The following is a 23,387-nucleotide window of genomic DNA, read 5'->3' on the forward strand; positions in this document are numbered from 1 at the left end:
CGCGGTGGCGGACAGTCATCTCCGAAGCCACCTACGCGATTGGGCAGGAAGGAGTGGGACCGCCAATGACGCCTCCGGACACTCCCCAGGCGGTGCTGCCAGACCTCGGGCGGACCGACACGGATCCGCAACCACCGATACCGGCACGCGCGCCCACCATGGCCGAACTGGCCGACGAACTGACCACCCGTCGGGCGCAGGCCCACTACGGGCACGACCCGGACGCCGACGCCCGGCACCTGGGCAAGGGCAAGCTGCTGGCCCGCCAGCGCATCGAGGAACTCCTTGACCCGGGCACCTTCACCGAGCTGGGGCTGTTCGCCGAGCACCGGGCCGTCGGGTTCGGCATGGAGGACTCCCACCCCGAGGGCGACGGCGTGATCACGGGCTGGGGCGAGATCGACGGCCGTACGGTCTTCGTGTTCGCCCACGACGCCCGGGTCCGCGGCGGCGCGCTCGGGGCCACGTTCGCCGCGAAGATCCACCAGCTGCTCGACTTCGCCGACTCCGTCGGCGCCCCCGTCATCGGCCTCAACGACGGCGGCGGCGCCCGGATCCAGGAGGGCATCGACGCGCTGGCCGGATTCGGCAAGCTGTTCGCCCGCAACGTCCGCGCCTCCGGCGTGGTGCCGCAGATCTCCGTGGTGCTCGGCTCCTGTGCCGGCGGCGCGGTCTACTCGCCGGCGCTGACCGACTTCACGTTCATGGTCGAGGGCATGGCCAACATGTTCATCACCGGCCCCGACGTGGTGCAGGCCGTCACCGGCGAGAAGGTCACCCACGAGGAGCTCGGCGGCGCCTACACCCACGGCACCCGCACCGGCGTGGCGAGCTTCGTCGCCGCCGACGAGGAGCTGTGCTTCGAGGGCGTGCGCGAGCTGCTGTCCTACCTGCCGTCGAACAACGCCGAGTCGGCGCCGTACACGCGGCCCACCGACAGCGCGGACCGGCGCTGCGAGGAGCTGCTGCGGCTGGTGCCGGTCGACGACCGGACCCCGTACGACATCCGGACGGTGATCGGGCACATCGTCGACGACGGCGACTACCTGGAGATCCAGGAGAGCTGGGCGCCGAACATCGTGTGCGCGCTGGCCCGCCTGGACGGCCACACCGTCGGGATCGTCGGCAACCAGCCCGCGGTGATGGCCGGGGTGCTGGACATCGACTCCTCCGAGAAGGCCGCCCGGTTCGTGCGCACCTGCGACGCGTTCAACATCCCGCTGGTGACCCTGGTGGACGTGCCCGGCTTCATGCCCGGCACCGACCAGGAGCACAACGCGATCATCCGGCGCGGCGCGAAGCTGCTGTACGCGTACTGCGAGGCGACGGTGCCGCGGGTGCAGGTGATCTTGCGCAAGGCGTTCGGCGGCGCGTACATCGTCATGGACTCCAAGTCGATCGGCTCGGACCTGTCGTTCGCGTGGCCGTCCAACCAGACCGCGGTGATGGGCGCCGACGGCGCCGCGAACATCATCTTCCGCCGGCAGCTGCGTGCGGCCGCCGAGCCGGAGAAGCTCCGCAAGGAGCTGGTCGCGGAGTACACCGAGCAGCTGATGAACCCGTTCGTCGCCGCCCAGCGCGGGCACGTCGACGACGTCATCGACCCCGCCGACACCCGGCGGGTGCTGATCAAGTCGCTGGACATGCTGCGCAGCAAGCGGGCCCGGCAGCCGGTGCGCAAGCACGGGAACGAGCCGCTGTGAGCGCCCCGGGCACCGCCGCGCTCACGGTCCTGCGGGGCAACCCCACCCCCGAGGAACTGGCCTCGCTGCTGGTCGTGTTCGCCGCCCTGCGCGGCGGCGCGCCCGACCCGGCCGGCCAGGCCCTGGGCGGCGCGCGGCGCCGCTGGGGCCGGCCGGCCGGCTGGAAGCACACGCACACCGCCGCCGAGGCGGACCCCGCGATCTGGCAGCGCAACCCTGCCCCGACCCACGAAAGGACTGGCAGATGACCGGCTGGACCGGCCCCAGCGACAGATCGACCGGCTGCCTGGCCATGTTCCCCGGACAGGGCTCGCAGCGGCCCGGCATGGCCGGGCACCTGCTGGACGCCTACCCCTCCGCGCGGGCGCTGTTCGCCCGCGCCGAGGAGATCCTCGACCTGCCGCTGGCGCAGCTGTGCGTGACCGGCGGCGCCGCCGAGCTGGCCCGCACCGAGATCACCCAGCCCGCGATCGCCACCACCAGCCTGGCGGTGTGGGAGCTGCTGCGCGCGGCCGGCTACCAGCCGGCCGCGACGGCCGGCCACAGCCTGGGCGAGTACCCCGCGCTGGTCGCCGCCGGTGTGCTGACACTGGAGTCGGCGCTGCAGCTGGTGCGGCTGCGCGGGCAGCTGATGGGCGAGGCGGCCGGCGAGGTGCCCGGCGCGATGGCCGCGGTGCTGGGTCTGCCCGCCCACCAGGTGCAGGCCGCCTGCACCGATGCGGGCGCGGCGGGCCTGGTCCAGGTCGCGAACTACAACGAGCCGCTGCAGACCGTCATCTCCGGGCACGCCGCGGCCGTCGAGATCGCCGGCAAGGCCGCACTCGACGCCGGCGCGGAGAAGGTCGTCACCCTCGATGTGGGCGCCCCGTTCCACTGCGAGCTGATGTCGGTGGTCGAGGAGGAGTTCACCGCCGCGCTGGCCGCCCACCCGTTCGCCGACCCGGTCCTGCCGGTGATCAGTTCCGTCACCGGCACCTGGATCACCTCCGGGGAGGAGGCCAGGGACCTGCTGCGCCGTCAGCTGACCGGCCCCGTGCGCTGGGTCGAGGTCCTGACCACCGCCGCCGCCTACCCCGTGGGCGCCTACACCGAGATCGGGCCCGGCCGGGTCCTGTCCGGGCTGGCCCGCCGCACCCTGGCCGAGGCCCGCACCCGCTCCACCGGCGACCCGCGCAGGCTCACCGCCCTGCACGGCGAACTGGCCCCCGACACCTGGCAACAGCCCCTGGCGTCCTGACGCCCCACCAGCCCCGCCAACCCACCGCCGGGCGCGCCGACCGAGATGGGGCGCCCGCACCCCAGCCGAACTCCACGAAGGGTCAAGGACACATGTCGTACAACGGTAAAGACTTCGCCGCCATCGTCGCGGAGGCCGTCGCCGACGCGCTCGGCATCGATATCGAGGAGGCCGTGCCGGAGGCCACCCTGCTGGGCGACCTGGACGCCGAGTCCATCGACCTGCTCGACGTCCTGTTCCGCATCGAGAAGGCCGCGGACGTGAAGATCAAGGTCTCCGACATCGCCGAACTGCTCCAGGGCGGCATCCCCGACGAGGAGTTCGCCGACGAGAACGACATCATCAACGAGGTCGGCCTGGCGCAGCTGAAGAGGTCCCTGCCCCAGATCGACGTCGACGCGCTCGCCGGCAAGCTCACCGCCGACGAGGTGCTGTCCCTGTTCACCGTCAAGAACCTGACCGACCTGGTGACCGAGCGTGCTGCCGCCCTCGCTGCGGCCGCTGCGTGAGCGCGGCGCGGGGCGGTCATCACCGGACGGACCCGCCCCGCCGCCCCTGTGGGTGCGCACCGGCATGGACCTGGCCGAGGTGTCCCGCGTCGAGGAGCTGATGACCTCGCAGCCGGAGCTGAGGGAACGGGTGTTCACCGCCCGCGAACTGGCCTACTGCTACCGGCGCAAGCACATCGGTGAGCACCTCGCCGGCCGCTGGGCCGCCAAGGAGGCCGTCCTCAAGACGCTCGGCACCGGCATGGGCCCCCACATGGAGTGGACGGACATCGAGGTCGTCAACGACCGCGCCGGACGTCCCCGGGTCCGGCTGTACGGCGAGGTCGAAGCGGTCGCCAAGGCGCTCGGCATGCACTACATCGACCTCTCCCTCAGCCACAGCGGAGGCCTGGCCGTCGCACACGCCGTCATGGTGTGCCTGCCCACCGCGCCCCACCCCCAAGCAGCCCCCACCACGCCTACGACAGAAGGAGAACAAGGGCATGAGGCCTGACCAGACGGAGGCCCGGCGATGAGCCGCAGGGTGGTCATCACCGGCGTGGGCGCCGTCACGCCGCTGGGCAACGACGCCCCCACCACCTGGCAGGGACTGGTCGACGGGCGCAGCGGAGTCGGCCGGCTCACCACCATCGACACCGCCGGCTTCGACGTGACCATCGCCGGCGAGGTCAAGGACTTCGACCTCGCCGGCGCCGTCCCCGCGAGCGTGGGACTGCGGCACCTGCTGCGGCCGGGCACCTTCGGGGTCGCCGCGGCCTGGGAGGCGCTGCGCGACGCCGGCGTCGATCAGCACACCTACGACAGCGCGGAGATGGGCGTCGCGATGGGCGCCTGCATCGACCGGCCGCCGCTGCAGTGGCTGGTCGACGTCGGGGCGCTGCGCGACGCCACCGGCCGCGCGGACGCGTTCACCACCTTCGCGCCGTCGAAGTCGCTGGAGTACAGCCAGAACATCGCCTCCGCGGCGATGGCCCGGATGCTGGACGCGACCGGCCCCATGCTCGGGGTGTCCACCGCCTGCTCCGCCTCGGGGCACGCGGTCGGGGAGGCGTTCCGCTCCCTGCAGGAGGGCGACGCGCAGCTGATGCTCGCCGGCGGCTACGACTCGCTGACGACCTGGCTGGACGTGTTGTGCTTCGGCCTGCTGGGCGCGCTGACCAAGGACTTCAACGACCAGCCCGAGCGCGCCAGCCGGCCCTTCGACGCCGAGCGCACCGGATTCGTCCTCGGTGAGGGCGGCATCGCCCTGGTCCTGGAGGAACTGGAAGCCGCCAAGGAGCGGGGCGCGAACATCCTGGCCGAGGTCATGGGCTACGGCACCAGCCTGAACGCCTGGCGGATGACCGACTCCCCGCCCGACGGCAGCGGCGCGATCGAGTCCATCGAGGCCTGCATCGCGGACGCCGGCCTGGAACCGGCCGACATCGACTACATCGTCGCGCACGGCACCAGCACCCCCGGCAACGACCTGTCCGAGACCACCGCGATCAAGAAGGTGTTCGGCGACGCCGCCGAGAAGGTCCTGATCAGCTCCCCGAAGTCGATGACCGGCCACCTCACCGCCGCGTCCGCGGCCTTGAGCGTGCTGACCGCGATCGGCGCCATCAACCACGGCGTCGTGCCGCCCACCCTCAACCAGGAGACCCCCGACCGGCGCCTCGGCCTGGACTTCGTCCCCAACACCGCCCGCCGCCACCAGGTGCGGCACGCCCTGATCAACGCGTTCGCGTTCGGCGGCACCAACGTCGGGCTCGTCGTGGGGCGTTACGAGGAGAACCGATGACGACCCGACACGGACACCAAGGAGCGCCAGTGAGCGGCGGCGGACGGCAGGTCGTCATCACCGGCATCGGGCTGCTGACCGCGCTCGGGGAGGGACCCGAGGACACCTTCAAGGCCCTGGTCGCCGGCGAGAGCGGCATCGGCCCGATCAAGGCCTACGACCCCGCGCCGCTGCAGACCCGCCTCGGCGCGGAGATGCCCGAGTTCGACGCCACCCGCTACGCCACCAAGCGTCAGCTGCGCACCGTCAACCGCGGCGACAGCCTGGCGCTGGCCGCGGCGAGGATCGCCCTGGACGACGCCGGGCTCGCCCACAAGCAGGCCGGCGGCGACGAGCTGGGCTACCGCACCGGCCTGTACCTGGGCGGCAACAAGTCGCTCGGGCGCATGGAGCAGCTGATCGAGGAACTGAAGGTGATCCGCCGCCCCGACGGCACCGCGGACCTGGAGCACCTGGCCCGGCACGGCGACGTCATCATGCCGCCGCTGTTCTTCGTCGAGGGACTGCCCGCCGGCGCGGTGTTCAACATCTCGCAGGCCTACGGCATCCGCGGCTCCAGCACCTTCTTCGCCGGCTACGCCGACGCCGGCGCCAACGCGATCGGCCGGGCCATGCGCGCGGTGCGCCGCGGGGACGCGGACGTGGCCATCGCGGGCGGCTACGACGACGCCACCAGCTGGTGGTCGATGACGCTGCTGGACCGGCTCGGGATCCTGACCACCCGCAACGAGCTGGGCCGGCAGGCCTACCGGCCCTACGACCGCGAGCGCAGCGGCGGACTGCCCGGCGAGGGCGCCGCACTGCTGGTGCTGGAGGACAAGCAGGCGGCGCTGGCGCGCGGCGCCCGGATCTACGCCGAACTGACCGGCTACGGCGCCGGCCACGACGCCCGCACCCCGCCGGCCGCCGACCCGCAGGGGCGCGGCCTGGCCCGCGCCGTGCGGCGGTCCTTGGAGGACGCCCGCCTCAACCCGGGCGAGGTGGGCTACATCGCCGCCGACGGCTCCGGGACCGTGCAGGGCGACGCGAGCGAGGCCCTCGCGCTGCGCACCGCGCTCGGGGATGCCGCCGGCCGGGTGCCGGTCAGCACCCCCAAGCCGCAGACCGGGCACCTGGTCGGCGGCGGCGGCGCCCTGAACGCGGCGGTGGCCGCGCTGGCCCTGCACCACGGGGTGCTGCCCGCCACGTTGAACCTCGACCACCTCGACCCGGTGTGCGCGCCCCTGGACCACATCCGCGGCTCCGCCCGGGAGGCCGCGCCGACGCACGCGATGGCGCTGGCCCGGGGCATCGAGGGACAGGCCGTGGCGCTGACCTTGTCCAAGCCCGCCTGAGCCCCGGCGGCCACATCCACACCGGAAGGAGCAGCAGGCATGACCGAGGTCGGGGACCGAGACGTCGGCGTCGTGATCGCCGCCGTGGGGGCGATCACCGCGCACGGCCGGGGCGCCGAGGCCCTGTGGGAGCAGGTCCGCGCCGGGCAGGTCGCGATCGCGCCCGTGCGCCGCCTGCCCATGGACCACTACCAGACCACCCTGGGCGGCGAGGTCACCGATCCGGGCACCCCCGGATACGACTACGCCCCCGGGGTGGACCGGCGCGACCTGACCATCGACTACGCGCTGACCGCCGCCGAGGAGGCCATGGCCGCCGCCGGTCTGACGGTCGGCGCCGACATCGCGGCGGAACGGTTCGGTGTCTCCTACGGCACCTGCCACGGCGGCTGGCGCAGCGCCGAACTCGCCCTGCGCGACCGGATGCTGGGCGAGCCCGTGGACTGGCGCCGCTACACCTTCGTGCCGCCGCACGCCGGCGCCGAGGCCCTGTCGGCCGCGTTCGGCCTGAAGGGTCCGGTGCTCAGCGTCAACACCGCCTGCGCCGCCAGCGCCCACGCGCTCGCCCACGCCCTGGAGGCGATCCGCACCGGCGCCGCCGACGCGATGCTGGTCGGCGGCAGCGACGCGTTCACCGAGTCCGCGTTCGCCGGGTTCTCCAGCCTGTGGTCGCTGTCCCCCACCCCCGCCGCCCCCTACTCCAAGGACCGCGCCGGGCTCACCCTCGGCGAGGGCAGCGGCATGCTGGTGCTGCTGTCCCGCCAGGCGGCCGAGCGCACCGGCGCCCCGGTGCTGGCCGAGGTGCTCGGCTACGGCCTGTCCGCCGACGGCTACCACCCCACCGCCCCGCACCCCCAGGGCGAGGGCGCCGCCCGCGCGATCCGCGCCGCCCTTGACACCTCCGGCCTGACCGGCGACGACATCCGCTACGTCAACGGCCACGGCACCGGCACGGAGAAGAACGACTCCGCGGAGAGCAACGCCGTGCGCACCGCGCTGGGCGAGGCCGCCGCCAAGACCGCGCTGTCCAGCACCAAGTCGATGATCGGGCACCTGCTCGGCGCCGCCGGCGCCGTCGAGGGCATCGTCACCGTCCTGGCCCTGCGCGACCAGATCGCCCCGCCCACCGCGTCGTTCACCGAGACCGACCCCGGTTGCGGCCTGGACCCGATCCCGGGCACCGGCCGCCCGATGGTGCTCGATGTCGCGCTGTCCAACAACTTCGGGTTCGCCGGCGCCAACGCCTCCCTCGCGTTCGCCCGCCCCGGCGGCCAGGGCGCCCCCGCCGGTGCCCCCCACGGGCCGGGCGACGACATCGTCGTCACCGGATTCGGCGTCATCACCCCCGCCGGCGAAGGCGCCCAGGTGTTGTGGGACGCCTACGCGGCCGGCGAGGCGAGCGGGCAGGTCGAGGACGGACTGCGCATCGCCCGCGCCGAGTTCGACCGCACCGCCGCCGGCACCGCGCGCGAGCGCCGCCGCATGGACAAGGTCTCCCAGCTCGCCGTCGCGTCCTGCCGCGCCGCCCTGGCCCACGCCGGCGCCGACGGCGACCTTGGGGCCGTGGCCGCGACCGGCGTGGTGCTGGGCACCGCGATCGGCCCGATGGAGAGCAGCGAACGGTTCACCGTCCCGGTGCTGGCCGAGGGCGCGTCCGAGGCCAACCCGGCCGTGTTCACCAACACCGTGTACAACGGCGCGGCCGGCCACGTCGCCATGGCGCTCGGCACCCGCGGACCGACCTCCACGCTGACCTCCGGTCACGCGGCCGGCGCCGCCGCCCTGGGCGTCGCCTACGACCTGCTGCGCGCCGGCCGCGCCGAGCGGCTGCTGGTGCCGGCCGTGGAGGCGTTCTCGCCGGCCACCTTGGCCGCCTACCGCAGCATCGCCTTGTTCGGGTCCGCGGCCGGACGCCGCTACACCCTCGCCGAGGCCGGCATCACGCTGGTGCTGGAACGCCGCAGCAGCGCCGAGCGGCGCGGCGCGCACATCCACGCCGTGCTGCACGGGCACGCCACCGCCAGTGATGCGCTCGGTATCGGCCGCTGGGACCCGGCGGGCGGCGGTGTGGAGCGGGCGATGCGCGGCGCGCTGACGACCGCCGGCCTCACCGCCGACCAGATCGGGACCGTGTGGGCGAACGCGGCCGGCCTGGCCGCCGCCGACCGCCCCGAACAAGCCGCCCTCGAGCGGGTGTTCGGCGCCGCACCGGTGCGGGTCGAGGCGCCCAAGCGGCTGCTCGGCGAACCGGTGGGCGCCGGCGCGCACCTCGCGGCCGTGCTGGCCGTCGGCGCCTGGCAGGCCGGCGGCGACCGTCGGCCGGCCCTGTTCAACAGCTCCTCCCTCGGCGGCACCCACACCTGCCTCGTGCTGTCCCCCGCCACCCTTCCCGATACGGAGTAACGCTGATGACGACCGCGTACGACGTGAAGATCGTTTCCACCGGGGCGTTCGTGCCCGGCGAGCCACTGGACAACGCCACCTTGGAGAAGTTCGTCGGACCGCTGCCCGACGACGTCCTGGAAGGCATCCAGGTCAAGACCCGCTACTGGATGATCGACCCCGACACCGGCGAGCACCTGATCAACAACACCCGGATGGCCGAGAAGGCCACCCGCCAGGCCCTGCGGCGCGCCGGCATGGAACCCGAGGACCTGGACCTGATCGTGGTGTGCACCGCGACGCCGGAGTACACCCTGCCGAACGTCGCCACCACCTTGCAGCACTACCTGGGGCTGGAGTCGGTGGCCGCGATCGAGATCCGCGGCGCCTGCGCGGGCTGGGTGCAGGCCATGGACCTGGCCCGCCGTCAGCTGGCCGACGGAACCGCCCGCACCGCCCTGGTGGTGGGCAGCGAGGCCGGATCGCCGGTGCTGGCACCGCACTTCCTCGGCATGGACCCGGACCGGGTGCGGATGCGCGACCGGCTGATGCTCTACACCTTCGGTGACGGCGCCGGCGCGGTGATCATGCGCGCCGAACCCGCCGGGGAGAACGGGCCGGCCGACGAGTTCGCGTTCGTCAACGCCTGCGTGGGCGGCCTGCGCAAGCCCGGCATGCAGATCATCGGCGGCGGCACCGACGTGCCGCAGGAGGAGCAGCTGCAGCGGCGCCAGCTGATCCAGATGAAGATCGACGTGCCCGGCACCTCCACCTTCGGGCCGCAGGTGTTCGTCCGCGCCATCAAGGAGATGGCCGCCAAGGACGGCCGCAGCCTCGGCGAGTTCGACGCGATCGTGCTGCCGGAGGGCAACGCCGACTACTTCGCCGACGAGTTCGAGCACGCCGGACTGTCCCCGGACGAGATCGCCGCCCTGGACGGGCGGGTCGTGGAGAACCTCGCCGAGGTCGGGGCCACCGGATCGGCCGCCGTGCCGCTGTCTTTGGACGCGGGCTGGACCTCGGGCCGGATCAAGCCCGGCGACCGGATCGTGCTGCTCGGCATCGAGGCCAGCCGCTACGTCTACACCGGCCTCGCGCTGACCTGGCACGCCCCCACACCCACCTGACCCGCGCACCCGTCCGACACCCGCGCCGTCCTGGCCCCGCACCGCCAGGCGGCGCACCTGCCCGTCCCACCACCCCCCGCCTCACCGCGAGGCGCGACACCAGGAGACATCACGTGGCCATCACGCACCGCACCCTCGGCACGCCCGGACTCGTCGTCCCAGCCCAGGGCCTGGGCTGCATGGGCATGACGTTCGGCTACGGCGACGCCGACGCCGCCGAGGCCCGCGCCACCATCGACCGGGCCCTCGAACTGGGCGTCAACCTGCTGGACACCGCCGACATGTACGGCCCGCACACCAACGAGGAACTGATCGGCCAGGCCGTCGCCGGCCGACGCGACCAGGTGGTCCTGGCCTCCAAGGTCGGCAACGAGATCGGCCCCGACGGCCAGCTGACCTGGCGCATCAACGGCCGCCCCGACTACATCCGCGCCTCCGTCGAGGGCAGCCTGCGCCGCCTTGGCACCGACCACCTCGACCTGTACTACCTGCACCGCGTCGACCCCGACGTCCCGGTCGAGGAGAGCTTCGGGGCGCTGGCCGAACTCGTCGACAAGGGCCTGGTGCGCCACCTGGGCATCTCCGAGGCCGGCCCCGCCACCATCCGCCGCGCCCACGCCGTGCACCCGCTGACCGCCGTCCAGACCGAGTACTCGCTGTTCACCCGCGACGTCGAGGTCAACGGCGTGCTGGAGACCTGCCGCGAGCTCGGCATCGGCTTCGTCGCCTACAGCCCGCTCGGCCGCGGCTTCCTGACGGGCACCATCCGCGGCACCTCCGACATCCCCACCGGCCTCGACTTCCGCCGCATCGCGCCCCGCTTCAAGGACGAGAACATCGCCGCGAACCTGCCGGTCGTCGACCAGCTCAGCGAGCTGGCCGCCGCCGCCGACACCACCGTGGTGCGGCTCGCCCTGGCCTGGGTCCTCTCGCGCGGCCAGGACATCGTCGCGATCCCGGGCACCAAGCGCCGCACCTACCTCGAGGAGAACGTCTCCGCCGCCGACCTCGAGCTGTCCGCGGACGTCCTGGCGGCGATCGACAAGATCGCCCCCTACGGCGTCACCGCCGGCAACCGCTACCCCGACGCCGAGATGGACGCCCTCACCCGCTGACCCCCTCCTTTTTTGACGAAGCATCCGCCCCGACCCCCGGGAGATCCGACATGTCCGCCCCAACGCCCAGCCCAATCCGCCGTGTCCTGATCGCCGGCGGCGGGATCGGCGGCATCGCCACCGCCCTGGCCCTGCAGCAGCAGGGCATCGACTCCGTCGTGTTCGAGCGCGCCCCCCAGCTGCGCGACGGCGGCGCCGGACTGCACATCTGGACCAACGGCATGCTGGCGCTGGCCCACCTCGGCGTCGCCGACCAGGTCGCCGCCATCGCCCCGGCCCAGTCCGAGTGCCACTTCGCGACCTCCACCGGCAAGCCCATCGGCATGTACCCGGTCGGCCAGTTCGTCGAGCGCTACGGCCAGCCCACCGTCGCCATCGGCCGCTCCGACCTGCACGGCATCCTGCGCGCCGCGGTGACCGTCCCGGTGGTCACCGGCGCCGAGGTCACCGGCTACACCGAGCACGAGGACGGGGTGACGCTCCACTTCGCCGACGGCACCAGCGAGACCGGGGACCTGCTGATCGGCGCCGACGGGGTGCGCTCCGCGGTGCGCTCCCAGCTGCTGGGCCCGGCCGGCCCCGACTACACCGGCTACATCGCCTGGCGCGGCCACGCGGACATGAGCCCCGACCAGTTCCCGCCCGGCACCTTCCGTGCCCTGTTCGGCCCGGGCACCCGCTTCACCTACTACGACATCGCCCCCGGGGTCGTGCACTGGATGAGCGTCGCCGACGGCCCCGCCGGCGGCCGCGACCAGGGCACGCCCGAGCAGACCCTGCAGATGCTGCGCGAGCGTCACGCCGGCTGGACCGACCCGGTGGAGGCGATCCTGGCCGCCACCGACCCGGCCAGCATCCTGCGCGGCGACGTCTTCGACCGCAAGCCCGACCCGGTGTGGGGGCGCGGCCGCGTCACCCTGCTCGGGGATGCCGCCCACGCGATGAGCTTCAACATCGGCCAGGGCGCCTGCCAGGCCATCGAGGACGCCCTCGTCCTGGCCGAACACCTGGCCGGGGCCGGCGATGTGGAGGCGGCGCTGCGCGCGTACGAGGCCGTGCGGCGCGAGCGCACCGCCCCGATGCAGCTGCTGGCCCACCGCATCGGCGTGATGGGCTCCCTGCAGAACCGGGCCGCGGTCTGGCTGCGCGACAAGATCCTGCGGCTGGTGTGGAACAAGACGTTCCAGTCCACCGAGCGCGACCACGTCGCCTACGCCAAGAGGTGGACCCCCCGCACCACCGCCGGTGCCGCCGAGACGGCAAAGAAGCAGGGCGCCGCCGCCGCGGCGGTGTGACCCCCCGTCCCCACCCGCCCACAGACAAGGACTGCTGTTGTGACTGCGACCACTGTGACCACCACCGCCAGCACCACTGCGGCGCCCACGCTGTGGGAGAACGCCCAGGAACGCAACAAGGCCACCATCAAGCGCGTCTTCGCGAAGTTCATCAACCAGGGCGACTTCTCCGTCGCCGACGAGTCCTACCGGACCGACATCGTCGACCACGCCGGCCTGCCCGGCGCGCCCGAGGGCCTCGAGGGCGTCAAGTACACCATCGGGTCGCTGCGTGAGGCCGTCCCGGACTTCCACGTCACCATCGAGGACATCAGCGCCCACGACAACATGGTCGTCATCCACAACACCTGGCGCGGCACCCACCTGGGCGAACTGCTCGGCATGCCGCCCACGGGCCGCTCGTTCCTGTCCGTCGGCATCGTCATCTGGCGCTTCGACGACGACGGCAAGATCGCCGAGCGGTGGGAGCACGGCGTCTCCTCCAACATGTTCGCCGCGCTCGGGATGCGCCTGCTCGCCCCGCGCAAGGGCCGGCGCACCACCGCGGAGGGCACGCAGTCGGTGACCCGGACGGTGCCGCTCAAGCCCGGCAAGCCGATGGCCTGGCACCAGCTCACCGCCGAGCTGCAGGGGCCGCGCCGGCGCGAGTACGAGGCCTCCCGGCGGCGCCTGGGCATCACCAGCGAGGTGCTGCGCATCGACCCACGCCCCGACCTGGACCACGTGATCGTGCACTTCGAGTCCACCGATCCCGAGCGCACCCGGCAGCGCTGGGCGGCCTCGACCCACCCGTTCGACCAGTGGCTGCGCGAGCAGATCCTCGACATCCACGGCGAGGACCCCTGGGTCGGCCCCGCCACCACCTGCGAGTCGGCCGGCCTGGCCTGGACCGCGCCGCCCAAGGCCACGGCCACGGCCACCGCCGAGCGGAGCGAGGGCACGACCCGCTGACACCCCCGCCCCCGGGGGCCCGAAGACGACGGGCCCGCGCCGCCATCCCCCAGCGGCGCGGGCCCGTCCTTGTCACCTGCCGGCAGCCCACCCTCGGCCGCCGCCCGGGTCAGTGCAGCAGCGCCTCGATCCCGGGGACCAGTTGGGCCGGCGCCGGCATCCGGGCCACGCTGCGGCCCAGCTCCTCGGCCGCCGGCAGTACCCGGCCGCCGTTGACCAGCTCGGCGATGTGGAAACGCAGCCGCAGCATGCTGGGGCCGCCCGCCATCTCCTCCTTCGTCAGACACCGGCCGATGCCCACCTGCTCCAGGCGCTCACCGGCCCGCCGCTCCTGCTCGCCGGCCGGCAGCACCAGCTGGGAGACCCCGAACCGGGCCGCCGCGTACACGATCCCCTCGTCCCCGCCGTGCACGACCACGACACTGCCGCGCAGCACCACGCTCCACGGATGGTCGTCGCCGGTCAGCACCAGCAGCTGCAGGCCCAGGCTCTCCACGCCCTCGGCGACCCGGTGGAACAGTTCCTGACGGCGCCGGTCCTCTGGCCGGGTGCCGGTCGGCACCCCGGTGATGCACACCCGCGGCACCATCGACAGCTCGGTCAGCCACGGCGCCGGCGCCCCGGGCAGCTCGTAGGCGTCGCAGCGCACCTGCCAGGCGTCCGGCTCGGGCCGTTCGCGCAGCTGCGGGGGGCACGGGTCGATCCACACCGTCGGCACCGGCGTCAACGGCCGGTGGGCGTAGGGCAGGTAGCCGACGGTGGGCACCGCGGACTCGGCCGCCATGGCCACCGCCTCCGGGCACAGCGGATCGTGGACCACCAGGTCGGGCCGCCAGGCCCGGGCGAACTGCTGCGGTGAGGCCATGACCGGGACCAGCCCGGCCCTCACCACGCGGTGGCGGGCCCGGGCCGGGGCGGAGAAGCGGACCTCGTGCCCGGCCGCCTGCAGTTCCCTTGCGAGCAGCACCAGTCGCAGCGCCGCCGCCATGCCCCCTCCCGCCGAGAAGAGCACACGCACGGTTCCTCCTCGGACCTCACCTGGCGAAGCGGTCGAGCACCCGCCCGGTCCCGTTGTCCACGTCCAGGGCGGGGTCGCTGCCCAGCACGGCGCGCTGCAGCAGCTGCAGCCGCTGGGACGGCTCGATGCCGAGCTCCTCCACCAGGCGCGCCCGCAGGTTCTGGAAGACATCGAGTGCCGCGGACGGGCGTCCGGCCCGGTAGAACGCCACCATGGACTGGGCGTGCAGGCCCTCGTGCAGCGGGTGGCGGGCCGTCAGCGTGGTCAGGTCGGTGAGCAGTTCGGCGTGCCGGCCCAGCCGCAGCTCGACGTCGATGCGCCGTTCCAGCACCCCCAGGCGGCTCTCCTCCAGGCGCATGGCCTCGATCTCGAGCAGCGGGCCGGTGCGCACGTCCACCAGCGCCGGGCCCCGCCACAGCCCCAGCGCCTCACGGAACAGGTCCGCGGCCATCTGGTGCTCACCGCGGTCGAAGGCCCGCTGCCCGAGCGATGCGAGCCGGTCGTGCTCGTGTGCGTCGATGCTGCCGGGCTCGGTGTGCAGGAGGTATCCCCCGTGCCGGGTCAGCAGCAGTTCCTTGGAGCCGCCGGGCTCCCCGTCCAGTGCCTTCTCCATGCAGCGCCGCAGCTGGAGGATGTAGGTCTGCAGCGTGGTGAGCGCGCTGCGCGGCGGGGCGTCGCCCCAGATCTCCTCCATCAGCGCGGAAACCGGCAGGACCTGGTTCGCGTAGATGGCCAAGAGCGCCAGGATCTGACGCGGCTTCGCCGCGGTGGGCAGGATCGAGACACCCTCCAGCTCGGCATCCAACGACCCCAGCACGAGAATTCGCATGCGGGCCCCCTTTGTCTGTTTCTCATCGGACCTCGAAAGTCCCATGAGGCGCCCTGGTGCGGACAGTGCGTACCTCCCGCTCTCGCGGGTGTCTTCCTCCTGGTGGGGACGTGACGGATTCATAAGTCACCGGTTTCTGGGCACCCGCTTTGCGGGGGCTTGAGGGCAAAGGTTTAAGGCCCCGCGCGCCCAGAGGGGCACGCGGGGCCTTGGGTCCGGCCCGGAAGGGGGGAGGGGCCGGACGCGCGGGGGTGGCGGTGGGCCGGTTCAGCCGGCCACGAGCGCCACGCAGTCCTCGTAGGCCGGCAGCAGGCCCTTGGCCAGGGCCTCGGCCGCGGTGGGCGCGGCCAGGTCCGCGTCCGACATCACCGGCGCCTCGGTCAGCCCCCAGGGCAGGCCCAGGGCGGGATCGAGCGCGCTGACGGTGTAGCCGGCGCCGGGCGTGTAGGGCCGGGTGCTGTGGCAGGCCACGACGGTGTTGTCCTCGAGCGCGAGCCAGGCGTGACCCAGGCCCTCGGAGATGAACACCCCCGAGGCGTTGCGGTGGTCCAGCCAGACCATCTCGTGCCGGCCGTATTCGGGGGACCCGACCCGCAGGTCCACCACCACATGGACGGTGGAGCCGCGCACGCAGTCGAACAGGCGGGCGCGGCCGCTCTCGCCGGCCGTGCCGTGGATGCCGCGCAGGGTCAGGCGTTGTGCGGCCGACAGGCTGCTGTACCGGATCGCGAAGGGCCGTCCGATCGCGTCCTCGACATCGTCCTGGCGGAACGTCTCATAGCGGACCACGACCCCGTCCCCAACGGCCCGGGGCGTAAGCAGGAACGCGCCCGGCAGGGCGAGTTCGCTGATTTCCAGGCTGCTGAGTTCCATGTCCTCCACGGTAGTCGCCGCCGCTCAAGACCGGCTGGAGCAGGACCGATACCCCATTTCGCGCCTGGCGCCGTGGTGTTGCGCGCGTGGTGTTGCGCGCGTGGCAGCGGGGACGCGGAAGCGCGAGGCCGTCGTGGCGACGTCCTCGCGCTGTCATCGCGCCGTCGTTGCGCTGGGCCCGGCCGGCTCCGGCCCGTTCAGGCCTGCGCGAGCGCGGCCGGGTCGACGCCGAGCTGGCGGAACAGGTCGTCCATGTTGAGCTGGTCCCAGTGCTCGGCCAGCAGCCCGTCCTGGATGCGCCAGATGTCGATGGACTGGAAGTTCACCGGGCGGCCGCTGGCCGGTATGCCCAGGAAGGTGCCCTGGTGGGTCGCGGTGTACTCCAGGCGGGCGGCCACCTTGTCGCCTTCGGCGACGACGTCGTGCAAGGTGGCCGTAAGGTCGGGGAACGCGGTGAACACCTGGGCCCAGAACGCCCGGTTGGGCTCGATGCCGTCGGCCACCGCGGGGTTGTGGTCGATGTGACCGGCCGCGGTGTGCTCCTCCATGGTGCTGACGTCATGGCTGTTGATCATGTCCACGAAGCTGTGGATCAGGGCGTGGTGACGGTTGGACATGGTGGTCTCTCCCGGCGGGGTGTCAAAGGGGGGAAGGTGGTGGGTCAAAGCAACGGTGGTGTGCCGCGGGGTCACGACAGCCAGCAGTCGGGGGCGGGGCCGCCCTTGCCGATCGGCGGGAACAGCCGGTCGAGCTCGGCCAGCAGCTGCGGCGCGAGCTCGCAGTCCAGGGCCGCGAGGGCGCCCTCGATGTGCTGCTCGGTGCGCGGCCCGATCACCGCCGCGGTCACCCCGGGGCGCGCCAGCGTCCAGGCCATGCCGACGACCGCCGGGTCAAGGCCCGCCTCGGCGCAGAGCTTCTCGTAGGCCTCGATGGTGGCGCGGCTCGCGTCCAGGGCCTCCACCGCGCGGCCCTGGCCGGACTTGACGGCGGAGCCGGTCGCCAGCTTGCCGAGCACGCCCGAGAGCAGGCCGCCGTGCAGCGGCGACCAGATCAGCAGGCCCAGTCCGTGGGCCCGGGCGGCGGGCATGACCTCGAGCTCGGTGTGGCGGGTGACCAGGTTGTAGCAGCACTGCTCGGTGACCAGGCCGAGGGAGTTGCGGCGCTGGGCGGCCGCCTGGGCGGAGGCGATGTCCCAGCCGGCGAAGTTGGACGAGCCGACGTAGCGCACCTTGCCCTGGGCGACCAGCAGGTCCATGGCCTGCCAGACCTCGTCCCAGCCCACGGTCCGGTCGATGTGGTGCATCTGGTACAGGTCGATCCAGTCGGTGTTGAGCCGCTTGAGTGAGGCGTCGCAGGCGGCGACGATGTGGCGGGCCGACAGGCCCTGGTCGTTGAGGGCCTCGCTCATCGCGTCGCCGACCTTGGTGGCCACCACGACCTGGTCGCGGCGGCCCGGGCTCTTGGCGAGCCAGCGGCCGATCATCTCCTCGGTCCAGCCCTTGTGGACCCGCCAGCCGTAGATGTCGGCGGTGTCGACCAGGTTGATGCCCCGTTCCAGGGCGTGGTCCATGAGGCGGTGCGCCTCCGGCTCCTCCACCCGGCCGCCGAAGTTGACGGTGCCGAGCGCCAGCCTGCTGACCCGCAGGCCGGTCCGGCCCAGCTGTGTGTAGATCACGTGACCTTCTCCTGCTTCTTCGAGAGTGACGGCGCGGAAGGGCTCAGCGGACCTGCGTCTCGCGGCCGCTGGAGCAGAAGGCGGTGGTCAGCCGCAGGCCCTGGTCGAGGGAGACCTGCGGCCGCCAGCCGGTCGCGGCCCGGAACGCGGAGGAGTCGATGGTCACGCTGCGGAAGTCGCTGGCCTCGGCGTACTCGGGGGGCGCCACGGACACCACCGGCACCGGGTCCTTGCCGGTCTGCTCGGCGACCAGCGCGGCCACCTTGGTGAAGACCTCGCCCAGCGGGGCGCCCTCGCCGGTGCCGAGCAGCCAGCGCTTCCCGGCCAGGTGGTCGACGGCCGGGATCGCGGCCCAGAACGCGCGGGCGACGTCGTCGACGTGGAGCAGGTCCCGGCGCACCGTGCCGTCGTGCCACATCGTCAGCGGCTCGCCGGCCACCGCGCGGCGCGTCATGGTGGACACGATGCCCTTGTCGCGGGCGGTGGAGGCGGCGCTGTAGCCGTACACGGTGGTCAGGCGCAGTGACGCGGCGCGTACCTGGCCGGCCCGGTCGGCCTCCAGCAGCAGCTGCTCGGCCTGGAGCTTGAGGCGTTCGTAGAGGTTCTTGGGCCGGTCGGGTTCGCTGCCGTCGAGCACCTCCCCGTCGGTGGGGCCGGCCTGGGTGACCGAGCCGGTGTACAGCACGGTCGCGGGCGGCCGGCCGTCGGTGCGGTCGGCGAGGGCGTCCAGCAGGTCGCGCATCAGGCCCACGTGGACGCGGGTCGCGCCCTCGTCGCCGTCGGTGATGCGCCAGGTGGACGCGCCGGCGATGTAGGCCAGGCAGTGGATGACGACGTCGGCGCCGGCGACGGCGGCGGCCATCTGGCCGGGCTCGGTCAGGTCCGCGGAGCGGATCTCGATGTCGGCGCGGGCGCCTTCGGGGACCGGGCAGGCGCGTCGGGAGACGGCCCGCAGCCGGACCGGGTGGGTGGCCAGTTCGCGGTAGATCGCGGATCCGACGAAGCCGGCGGCGCCCAGCACCACGATGAGCGGGGGGTTGACGGTCACAGCGCTGCCTCCAGCGGCGGGTCTTGGGCTTAAAGCAGACATGCGGCCAGGCTCCGGGCCTCGACGTTGACGTGGTAGCCGACGTGGATGAGGTCGCCCAGCAGGCCCAGGCTCATCCACCGGTAGTTCTCCGGTGCCTCGACCTGGTGGTCCTCGGGGACCTCGACGACCAGGTGGCGGGTGTCGGCCGCGGCGAAGCGGCCGCCGTCCTCGGACTGGATCGCGTCCAGCCGCACCCACTCGGCGGGGGCGTCGAGGTACTGGGTCAGCGGCGGGAAGTCGTTGGGTCCGCGGTGGTAGCCGGGTGAGAACTGCACGGTGGGGGCGAGTTCGAGACGGTCGGTCAGGCCGGGCTGGATCTGGGCCTGGATGAGGAACTTCAAGATCCCGTCGCGCCGCTGGCAGATCAGGGCGACGGTGTTGCCGGGGGTCGGCTGCAGCATGGGCTGGAACCAGGTGCCGACCTCACGGCTGGTGGCCTGCACCGACATGCCGATGATCTCGAAGATGCGGCCGTCGCGGTGGCGGATGCTGTCGTCGTCGCAGATCCACTGTTCACCCATGGCGTGCAGGCTGGTCCGCTTCGCGTCCAGGGTGTAGGTGGCCTTCTGGTCGAACAGCCACGTCAGCGCCCGGTTCATCTCGCCGGCCGGGCGCGGGGTGCGGTGCGAGGCCAGCAGCTGCGCGTGGAAGGGGTCCAGCGCCTCGCCGGCCGGCAGCGGGTCCTCGCCGGTGGCGGTGCCGTAGGAGATCCCGGACAAGACGGTGCGGGCGTTCATGTTGACGCCGTTGCCCTGGGTCAGCTGCCGGCGTATCTGGCCCAGGGTGAGCCAGGTGAAGTCCTCGTGGACGGGGACGTCCTCGTCCTCGGGCACCTCGACGATCATGTTGCGGTTGCGCTTGAACAGGTACCAGAAGCCGTGCTCGGACAGGAGCTGGTCGAACAGGATCCGCGCCCGTGTCCCTTCCAGGAAGTACTCCAGGTAGGGGGTGGCCCGGCCGCCGTGGACGCGCTTGTAGTTGCTCTGGGTGGCCTGGACGGTCGCCGCGTACTGGACGAAGGTGGTGTTGCCCGGCTCCATCTTGGCCTGCATCAGGAAGTGCAGCACGCCGTCGAAGCGCTTGGCGAGGATCCCCAGGATCCCGATCTCGGACTGGACGATGATCGGCTGGGTCCACTGCGGCACGGGGCCGAAGTCGGTGGTGAGGGAGAGTCCCTCGACGGTGAAGAACTTGCCGTCCGCGCGGGCGAGGCGCTCCCCCAGGTGCCAGTTCGGCAGGGAGGCCAGCGGCACGCGTTCGACGTCGTAGGAGGCGGACTGCTCGCGTTCCTTGAGGAAGGCGTCCGCGTCGGGGGTCAGCGCGGTCTTGTGCACCAGCGCCGACGCCAGGAAGTCGTCGGCGCCGTTCACCTCGGGCTGCATCGTGCTGCTTCCTTTCCACGGGACGGGCCATGACGGGCGAGCCTGGCTGCGGTTCGGAAACCGACGCTAGGGCGCACCCCTCGCCTGGCCCTCGCGCTGCACTGGAGCCCACCCCCTCCCCGCCCGGGCCAAGGGCCGGGACGGCGCGTGCCCCGCGCCCGAGGTGGGCGCGGGGCACGCGAGCGGGCCGGGTGCGGGGTCAGGCGACGAACTCGGCGAACCGGGCGACCGTCTCGGACGGCGAGGGCATGGCCTCGATCTCGCGGGCGATCCGGGCGGCCGCCTCGCGGTGGGCGCCGTCGGTCAGCAGGGTGCGGACCTCGGTCTCGATCGCCTTCGCGGTCAGGTCCTGGCCGATCAGCATGCGGCCGGCGCCGGCCGCGGTCACCGCGGGGGCGTTGGCGTAGCCGTCGCCCTCGGCCGGCACGATCAGCTGCGGCAGCCCGGCCACCAGCGCGGCCAGCGTGATGCCGTGGCCGCCGTGGTGCACGATCGCGCTCGCGTGCGGCAGGGCCTCGGCCTGCGGCACCCAGGGCAGGGCGATGATGCGCTCGGGCAGCTCGCCCAGCTCGGCCGGGTCCACCACGGAGCTGGTGGCGACCAGGACTCGCACGCCCAGCGGCAGCAGGCCCTCGACGGCGGTGCGCAGCAGCTTGGCGGAGGAGACCACGGTGCCGAAGCTGAGGTAGACCAGCGGGCCCTCGCCGGCGGTGATCCGCTCGGGCAGCTCGGCGGGTTCGGCGAAGGTGACGGGCCGTTGCGGGATCACCGTCACACCGGAGTCGAGGAACTCCTGGCTCTGCACCGAGGGCGGGCAGATGTCGATGTAGGGGTTGCCCAGGGTCCGGCCGTGGCCGAGCTTGTCGGCCACGCCCAGGTCGTTCGCGGCCGCGAACAGCTCCTGCTGGATCAGCGGGTCCATGGTGGGGTCGGCCGAGACGCGGCCGGTGCCGTGGCACACGGCGCGGATGCCCGCGGCGGCGGCCGCGAACGCGGCGCCGGGGTTCTGCGACTCGTACACGACCAGGTCGGGCCGCACCTGGTCAAGGGCGGGGGCCAGGTCGGCGAAGACGCTGCGCGGCAGCACCGAGCCGAACGCCTTGACGGCCAGGGCCGCCAGCACCTCGGGCGAGAGGTCGCTGGCCTGTACCGCGCCGCCGTTGGCCTCCAGGAACGCCTGGCCGCCGGCGGCCTCGATGAACGCCTCGGGGACGGTCAGACCGCAGGCGAGGGGCGTGAGTTCCGCCTTCTCCAGGATCGGGTGGAACTGCCCGCTGGTGGCGAACCAGACCTCGTGGCCGGCGGCGCGGGCCGCCTGGGCGAGCGGCACCAGGGGGAATATGTGTCCGTAGTTTCCCAGGCTTGCGAAGAGAACCTTCATGTCGCGTACGGCCTTTCTGCCGCCGGGGGCGTGAGGTGGAGTCAGATGGAGCTGGGGTGGTGCGGGGTGGCACGTCCCGCGGCCCGACGCGAGGTCGTCGTGTCGGGCCGCGGGCGGGCGTTTGTCGCTGTCAGGCCGAGCCGGTCGCGGCGAGCGCGTCCCGGGCCGGTTCGGCGCTGGGCTGCTCCTGGACGCCGGCGCGCCGCTGGGCGAAGAGCATCACGACCGCGGCGAGGGCCATGCCGGCGGTGGCGACCCACAGGGCGGGCACGAAGCCGTCGATGAAGTTCTTGCCCGAGGCGTAGCCGCCGTTGTTGGTGAACACCGACGTCAGGACGGCGATGCCCAGGGCCGCGCCCAGCTCGCGCATGGCGGAGGTGGAGCCCGACGCGATGCCCTGCGCGGAGACGTCGACGGAGTTCATCGTCAGCGTCATCAGCGGGGCGAAGAAGCAGGCCACGCCCACGCCGCCGAGGAGGTAGCCGGGCAGCTGGTCGACGTAGGACGAGGTGGGGGTGATCACCAGCGCCCAGTAGGCGAAGCCGGCGGCGAGCAGCGCGAGGCCGAAGACCGCGACGGGACGCCCGCCGATCTTGTCGGACATGATGCCCGCCACCGGCGCGACCAGGAGCGGCATGGCGGTCCACGGCAGCATCCGCACGCCCGCCTCGGTGGGCGACATGTGCTGGATCATCTGCATGAACTGGGTGATCAGGAAGACCACGCCGTACATGCCGAAGGCCTGTAGCAGGCCGCCGAAGTTGACGGCGGAGAAGGCCCGGTTGCGGAACATGCGCATCGGCAGCATGGGTGCGCTGCTGCGCTGCTCCCACAGCACGAACGCGGCGACCAGCACCAGGCCGCCGGCCAGCGAGGCGAGGACCTGCGCGGAGCCCCAGCCGGCCGAGCCGCCGGCCTTGATCAGGCCGTAGACCAGGCCGAGGATGCCGAGGGAGACCAGGAGCGTGCCGGGCACGTCCAGGCGGTTGTTGGGGCCGCGGCTCTCGTCCAGGCCGCGCCAGGCGGCCGGGGCGAGGAGCAGGCCGACCGGCACGTTGATCCAGAAGATCCAGTGCCAGGACAGGTGCTGGGTGACCAGGCCGCCGACCAGCGGGCCGCCGGCGATGGCCAGGCCGCCGACCGCGCTGTAGATGCCGAGGGCGGCGCCGCGCTTGGCGGCGGGCACGGCGGCGGTCAGCAGGGTCAGCGAGAGCGGCATGATGACGGCGGCGCCGGCGCCTTGGACCACGCGGGCGGCGATCAGCTCGCCGATGCCGGACGCGGAGGCGGCCGCGGCCGACGCGGCGGTGAACACCAGCAGGCCGACGACGAACACGCGGCGGCGCCCGAACCGGTCACCGAGGGCGGCGCCGAACATCATCAGCACGGCGAACGACAGCGTGTAGGCGTTCACCGTCCATTCCAGCTGCTCCAGGCTGCCACCGAGCGCGCTCTTGATGGTGGGGAGCGCGACCAGGACCACCAGGTTGTCGAGGCCGGCCATGAAGGCGACCAGGGAGGTGATCAGCGTGGCCATGCCCGGGGATTTCCCCGTTCCGGCCGTGTCGCCGCCGGCGGCGGCCATGTCAGTACTCATCTGAGGGGTTTCCTTCCGACTCCACCATGGAGGGACAACTCGTTGCCGTCGCGCGGCCGGTGACGAGGCGGCCGGTGACGAAAGCGGCGGGGCCCGCGTGCCGACG

21 protein-coding genes are annotated in these 23,387 nt (G+C 73.0%); 12 read left to right on the forward strand and 9 right to left on the reverse strand.

The genetic code is table 11. The features are described 5' to 3' along the window. Window positions 1-65 precede the first annotated feature (65 nt). The 12 genes from DN069_RS12275 to DN069_RS12330 all read left to right on the forward strand — a co-directional run bounded on the left by DN069_RS12275 (window position 66) and on the right by DN069_RS12330 (window position 13,436). A complete protein-coding gene (locus DN069_RS12275) occupies window positions 66-1,703 on the forward strand; it encodes an acyl-CoA carboxylase subunit beta (protein WP_111500971.1) in 1,638 nt (545 codons plus the stop codon). Further along, complete coding sequence (locus tag DN069_RS12280; RefSeq protein ID WP_111500972.1) at window positions 1,700-1,951, forward strand: acyl-CoA carboxylase subunit epsilon; 252 nt, start codon at window positions 1,700-1,702, stop codon at window positions 1,949-1,951. Before DN069_RS12275 ends, DN069_RS12280 begins: the two co-directional genes overlap by 4 nt. Then, complete coding sequence (gene fabD, locus DN069_RS12285; protein WP_207892127.1) at window positions 1,948-2,940, forward strand: ACP S-malonyltransferase; 993 nt, start codon at window positions 1,948-1,950, stop codon at window positions 2,938-2,940. Before DN069_RS12280 ends, fabD begins: the two co-directional genes overlap by 4 nt. 92 nt (window positions 2,941-3,032) lie before the next feature. Beyond that, on the forward strand, window positions 3,033-3,449 hold the full coding sequence (locus DN069_RS12290) for an acyl carrier protein (RefSeq protein ID WP_111500973.1): 417 nt from the start codon (window positions 3,033-3,035) through the stop codon (window positions 3,447-3,449). After that, window positions 3,418-3,942 (forward strand): holo-ACP synthase, encoded by a 525-nt coding sequence (gene acpS, locus DN069_RS12295; protein WP_111500974.1) that lies wholly within the window; start codon window positions 3,418-3,420, stop codon window positions 3,940-3,942. Before DN069_RS12290 ends, acpS begins: the two co-directional genes overlap by 32 nt. Window positions 3,943-3,960: 18 nt before the next feature. Beyond that, complete coding sequence (locus DN069_RS12300; protein WP_111500975.1) at window positions 3,961-5,232, forward strand: beta-ketoacyl-[acyl-carrier-protein] synthase family protein; 1,272 nt, start codon at window positions 3,961-3,963, stop codon at window positions 5,230-5,232. 29 nt (window positions 5,233-5,261) lie between these two features. Next, window positions 5,262-6,566 (forward strand): beta-ketoacyl-[acyl-carrier-protein] synthase family protein, encoded by a 1,305-nt coding sequence (locus DN069_RS12305; RefSeq protein WP_111500976.1) that lies wholly within the window; start codon window positions 5,262-5,264, stop codon window positions 6,564-6,566. A gap of 39 nt (window positions 6,567-6,605) precedes the next feature. Continuing rightward, entirely contained in the window at window positions 6,606-8,969 is a 2,364-nt protein-coding gene (locus DN069_RS12310; RefSeq protein WP_111500977.1) for a beta-ketoacyl-[acyl-carrier-protein] synthase family protein, read from the forward strand. A 5-nt stretch (window positions 8,970-8,974) separates the two neighbouring features. Then, window positions 8,975-10,075, forward strand: coding sequence for a 3-oxoacyl-ACP synthase III family protein (locus DN069_RS12315; RefSeq protein ID WP_243639130.1), 1,101 nt, complete (start codon window positions 8,975-8,977; stop codon window positions 10,073-10,075). Between the two features lie 119 nt (window positions 10,076-10,194). Continuing rightward, window positions 10,195-11,190, forward strand: a complete 996-nt coding sequence (locus tag DN069_RS12320; protein ID WP_111501002.1) for an aldo/keto reductase — start codon at window positions 10,195-10,197, stop codon at window positions 11,188-11,190. A 50-nt stretch (window positions 11,191-11,240) separates the two neighbouring features. Continuing rightward, on the forward strand, window positions 11,241-12,485 hold the full coding sequence (locus tag DN069_RS12325; RefSeq protein WP_111500978.1) for an FAD-dependent oxidoreductase: 1,245 nt from the start codon (window positions 11,241-11,243) through the stop codon (window positions 12,483-12,485). A gap of 39 nt (window positions 12,486-12,524) precedes the next feature. Next, the gene (locus DN069_RS12330) at window positions 12,525-13,436 is read left to right on the forward strand and encodes an ester cyclase (RefSeq protein ID WP_243639131.1); all 912 of its coding nucleotides are present in this window, start codon (window positions 12,525-12,527) and stop codon (window positions 13,434-13,436) included. A gap of 109 nt (window positions 13,437-13,545) precedes the next feature. On the opposite strand, the gene DN069_RS12335 is transcribed toward DN069_RS12330, so the two are convergent. The 9 genes from DN069_RS12335 to DN069_RS12375 form a co-directional block, all read right to left on the reverse strand. Beyond that, entirely contained in the window at window positions 13,546-14,454 is a 909-nt protein-coding gene (locus DN069_RS12335) for a glycosyltransferase (protein WP_133259898.1), read from the reverse strand. Between the two features lie 16 nt (window positions 14,455-14,470). After that, window positions 14,471-15,283, reverse strand: coding sequence for an AfsR/SARP family transcriptional regulator (locus DN069_RS12340; protein ID WP_111500980.1), 813 nt, complete (start codon window positions 15,281-15,283; stop codon window positions 14,471-14,473). Window positions 15,284-15,550: 267 nt separating this feature from the next. Further along, the gene (locus DN069_RS12345; RefSeq protein WP_111500981.1) at window positions 15,551-16,156 is read right to left on the reverse strand and encodes a dTDP-4-dehydrorhamnose 3,5-epimerase family protein; all 606 of its coding nucleotides are present in this window, start codon (window positions 16,154-16,156) and stop codon (window positions 15,551-15,553) included. A 197-nt stretch (window positions 16,157-16,353) separates the two neighbouring features. After that, the gene (locus tag DN069_RS12350; protein ID WP_111500982.1) at window positions 16,354-16,773 is read right to left on the reverse strand and encodes an ester cyclase; all 420 of its coding nucleotides are present in this window, start codon (window positions 16,771-16,773) and stop codon (window positions 16,354-16,356) included. A 71-nt stretch (window positions 16,774-16,844) separates the two neighbouring features. Further along, entirely contained in the window at window positions 16,845-17,831 is a 987-nt protein-coding gene (locus DN069_RS12355) for an aldo/keto reductase (RefSeq protein WP_207892128.1), read from the reverse strand. Window positions 17,832-17,874: 43 nt separating this feature from the next. Beyond that, entirely contained in the window at window positions 17,875-18,879 is a 1,005-nt protein-coding gene (locus tag DN069_RS12360) for an NAD-dependent epimerase/dehydratase family protein (protein ID WP_111500983.1), read from the reverse strand. A 29-nt stretch (window positions 18,880-18,908) separates the two neighbouring features. Beyond that, window positions 18,909-20,303, reverse strand: a complete 1,395-nt coding sequence (locus DN069_RS12365) for an NDP-hexose 2,3-dehydratase family protein (RefSeq protein ID WP_111500984.1) — start codon at window positions 20,301-20,303, stop codon at window positions 18,909-18,911. Between the two features lie 199 nt (window positions 20,304-20,502). Then, on the reverse strand, window positions 20,503-21,684 hold the full coding sequence (locus DN069_RS12370) for a glycosyltransferase (RefSeq protein WP_111500985.1): 1,182 nt from the start codon (window positions 21,682-21,684) through the stop codon (window positions 20,503-20,505). A gap of 130 nt (window positions 21,685-21,814) precedes the next feature. After that, entirely contained in the window at window positions 21,815-23,221 is a 1,407-nt protein-coding gene (locus DN069_RS12375) for a DHA2 family efflux MFS transporter permease subunit (RefSeq protein ID WP_111501005.1), read from the reverse strand. Window positions 23,222-23,387 lie beyond the last annotated feature (166 nt).

Origin of the sequence: Streptacidiphilus pinicola (genome assembly GCF_003258295.1) — a bacterium.
Lineage (GTDB): Bacteria > Actinomycetota > Actinomycetes > Streptomycetales > Streptomycetaceae > Streptacidiphilus > Streptacidiphilus pinicola.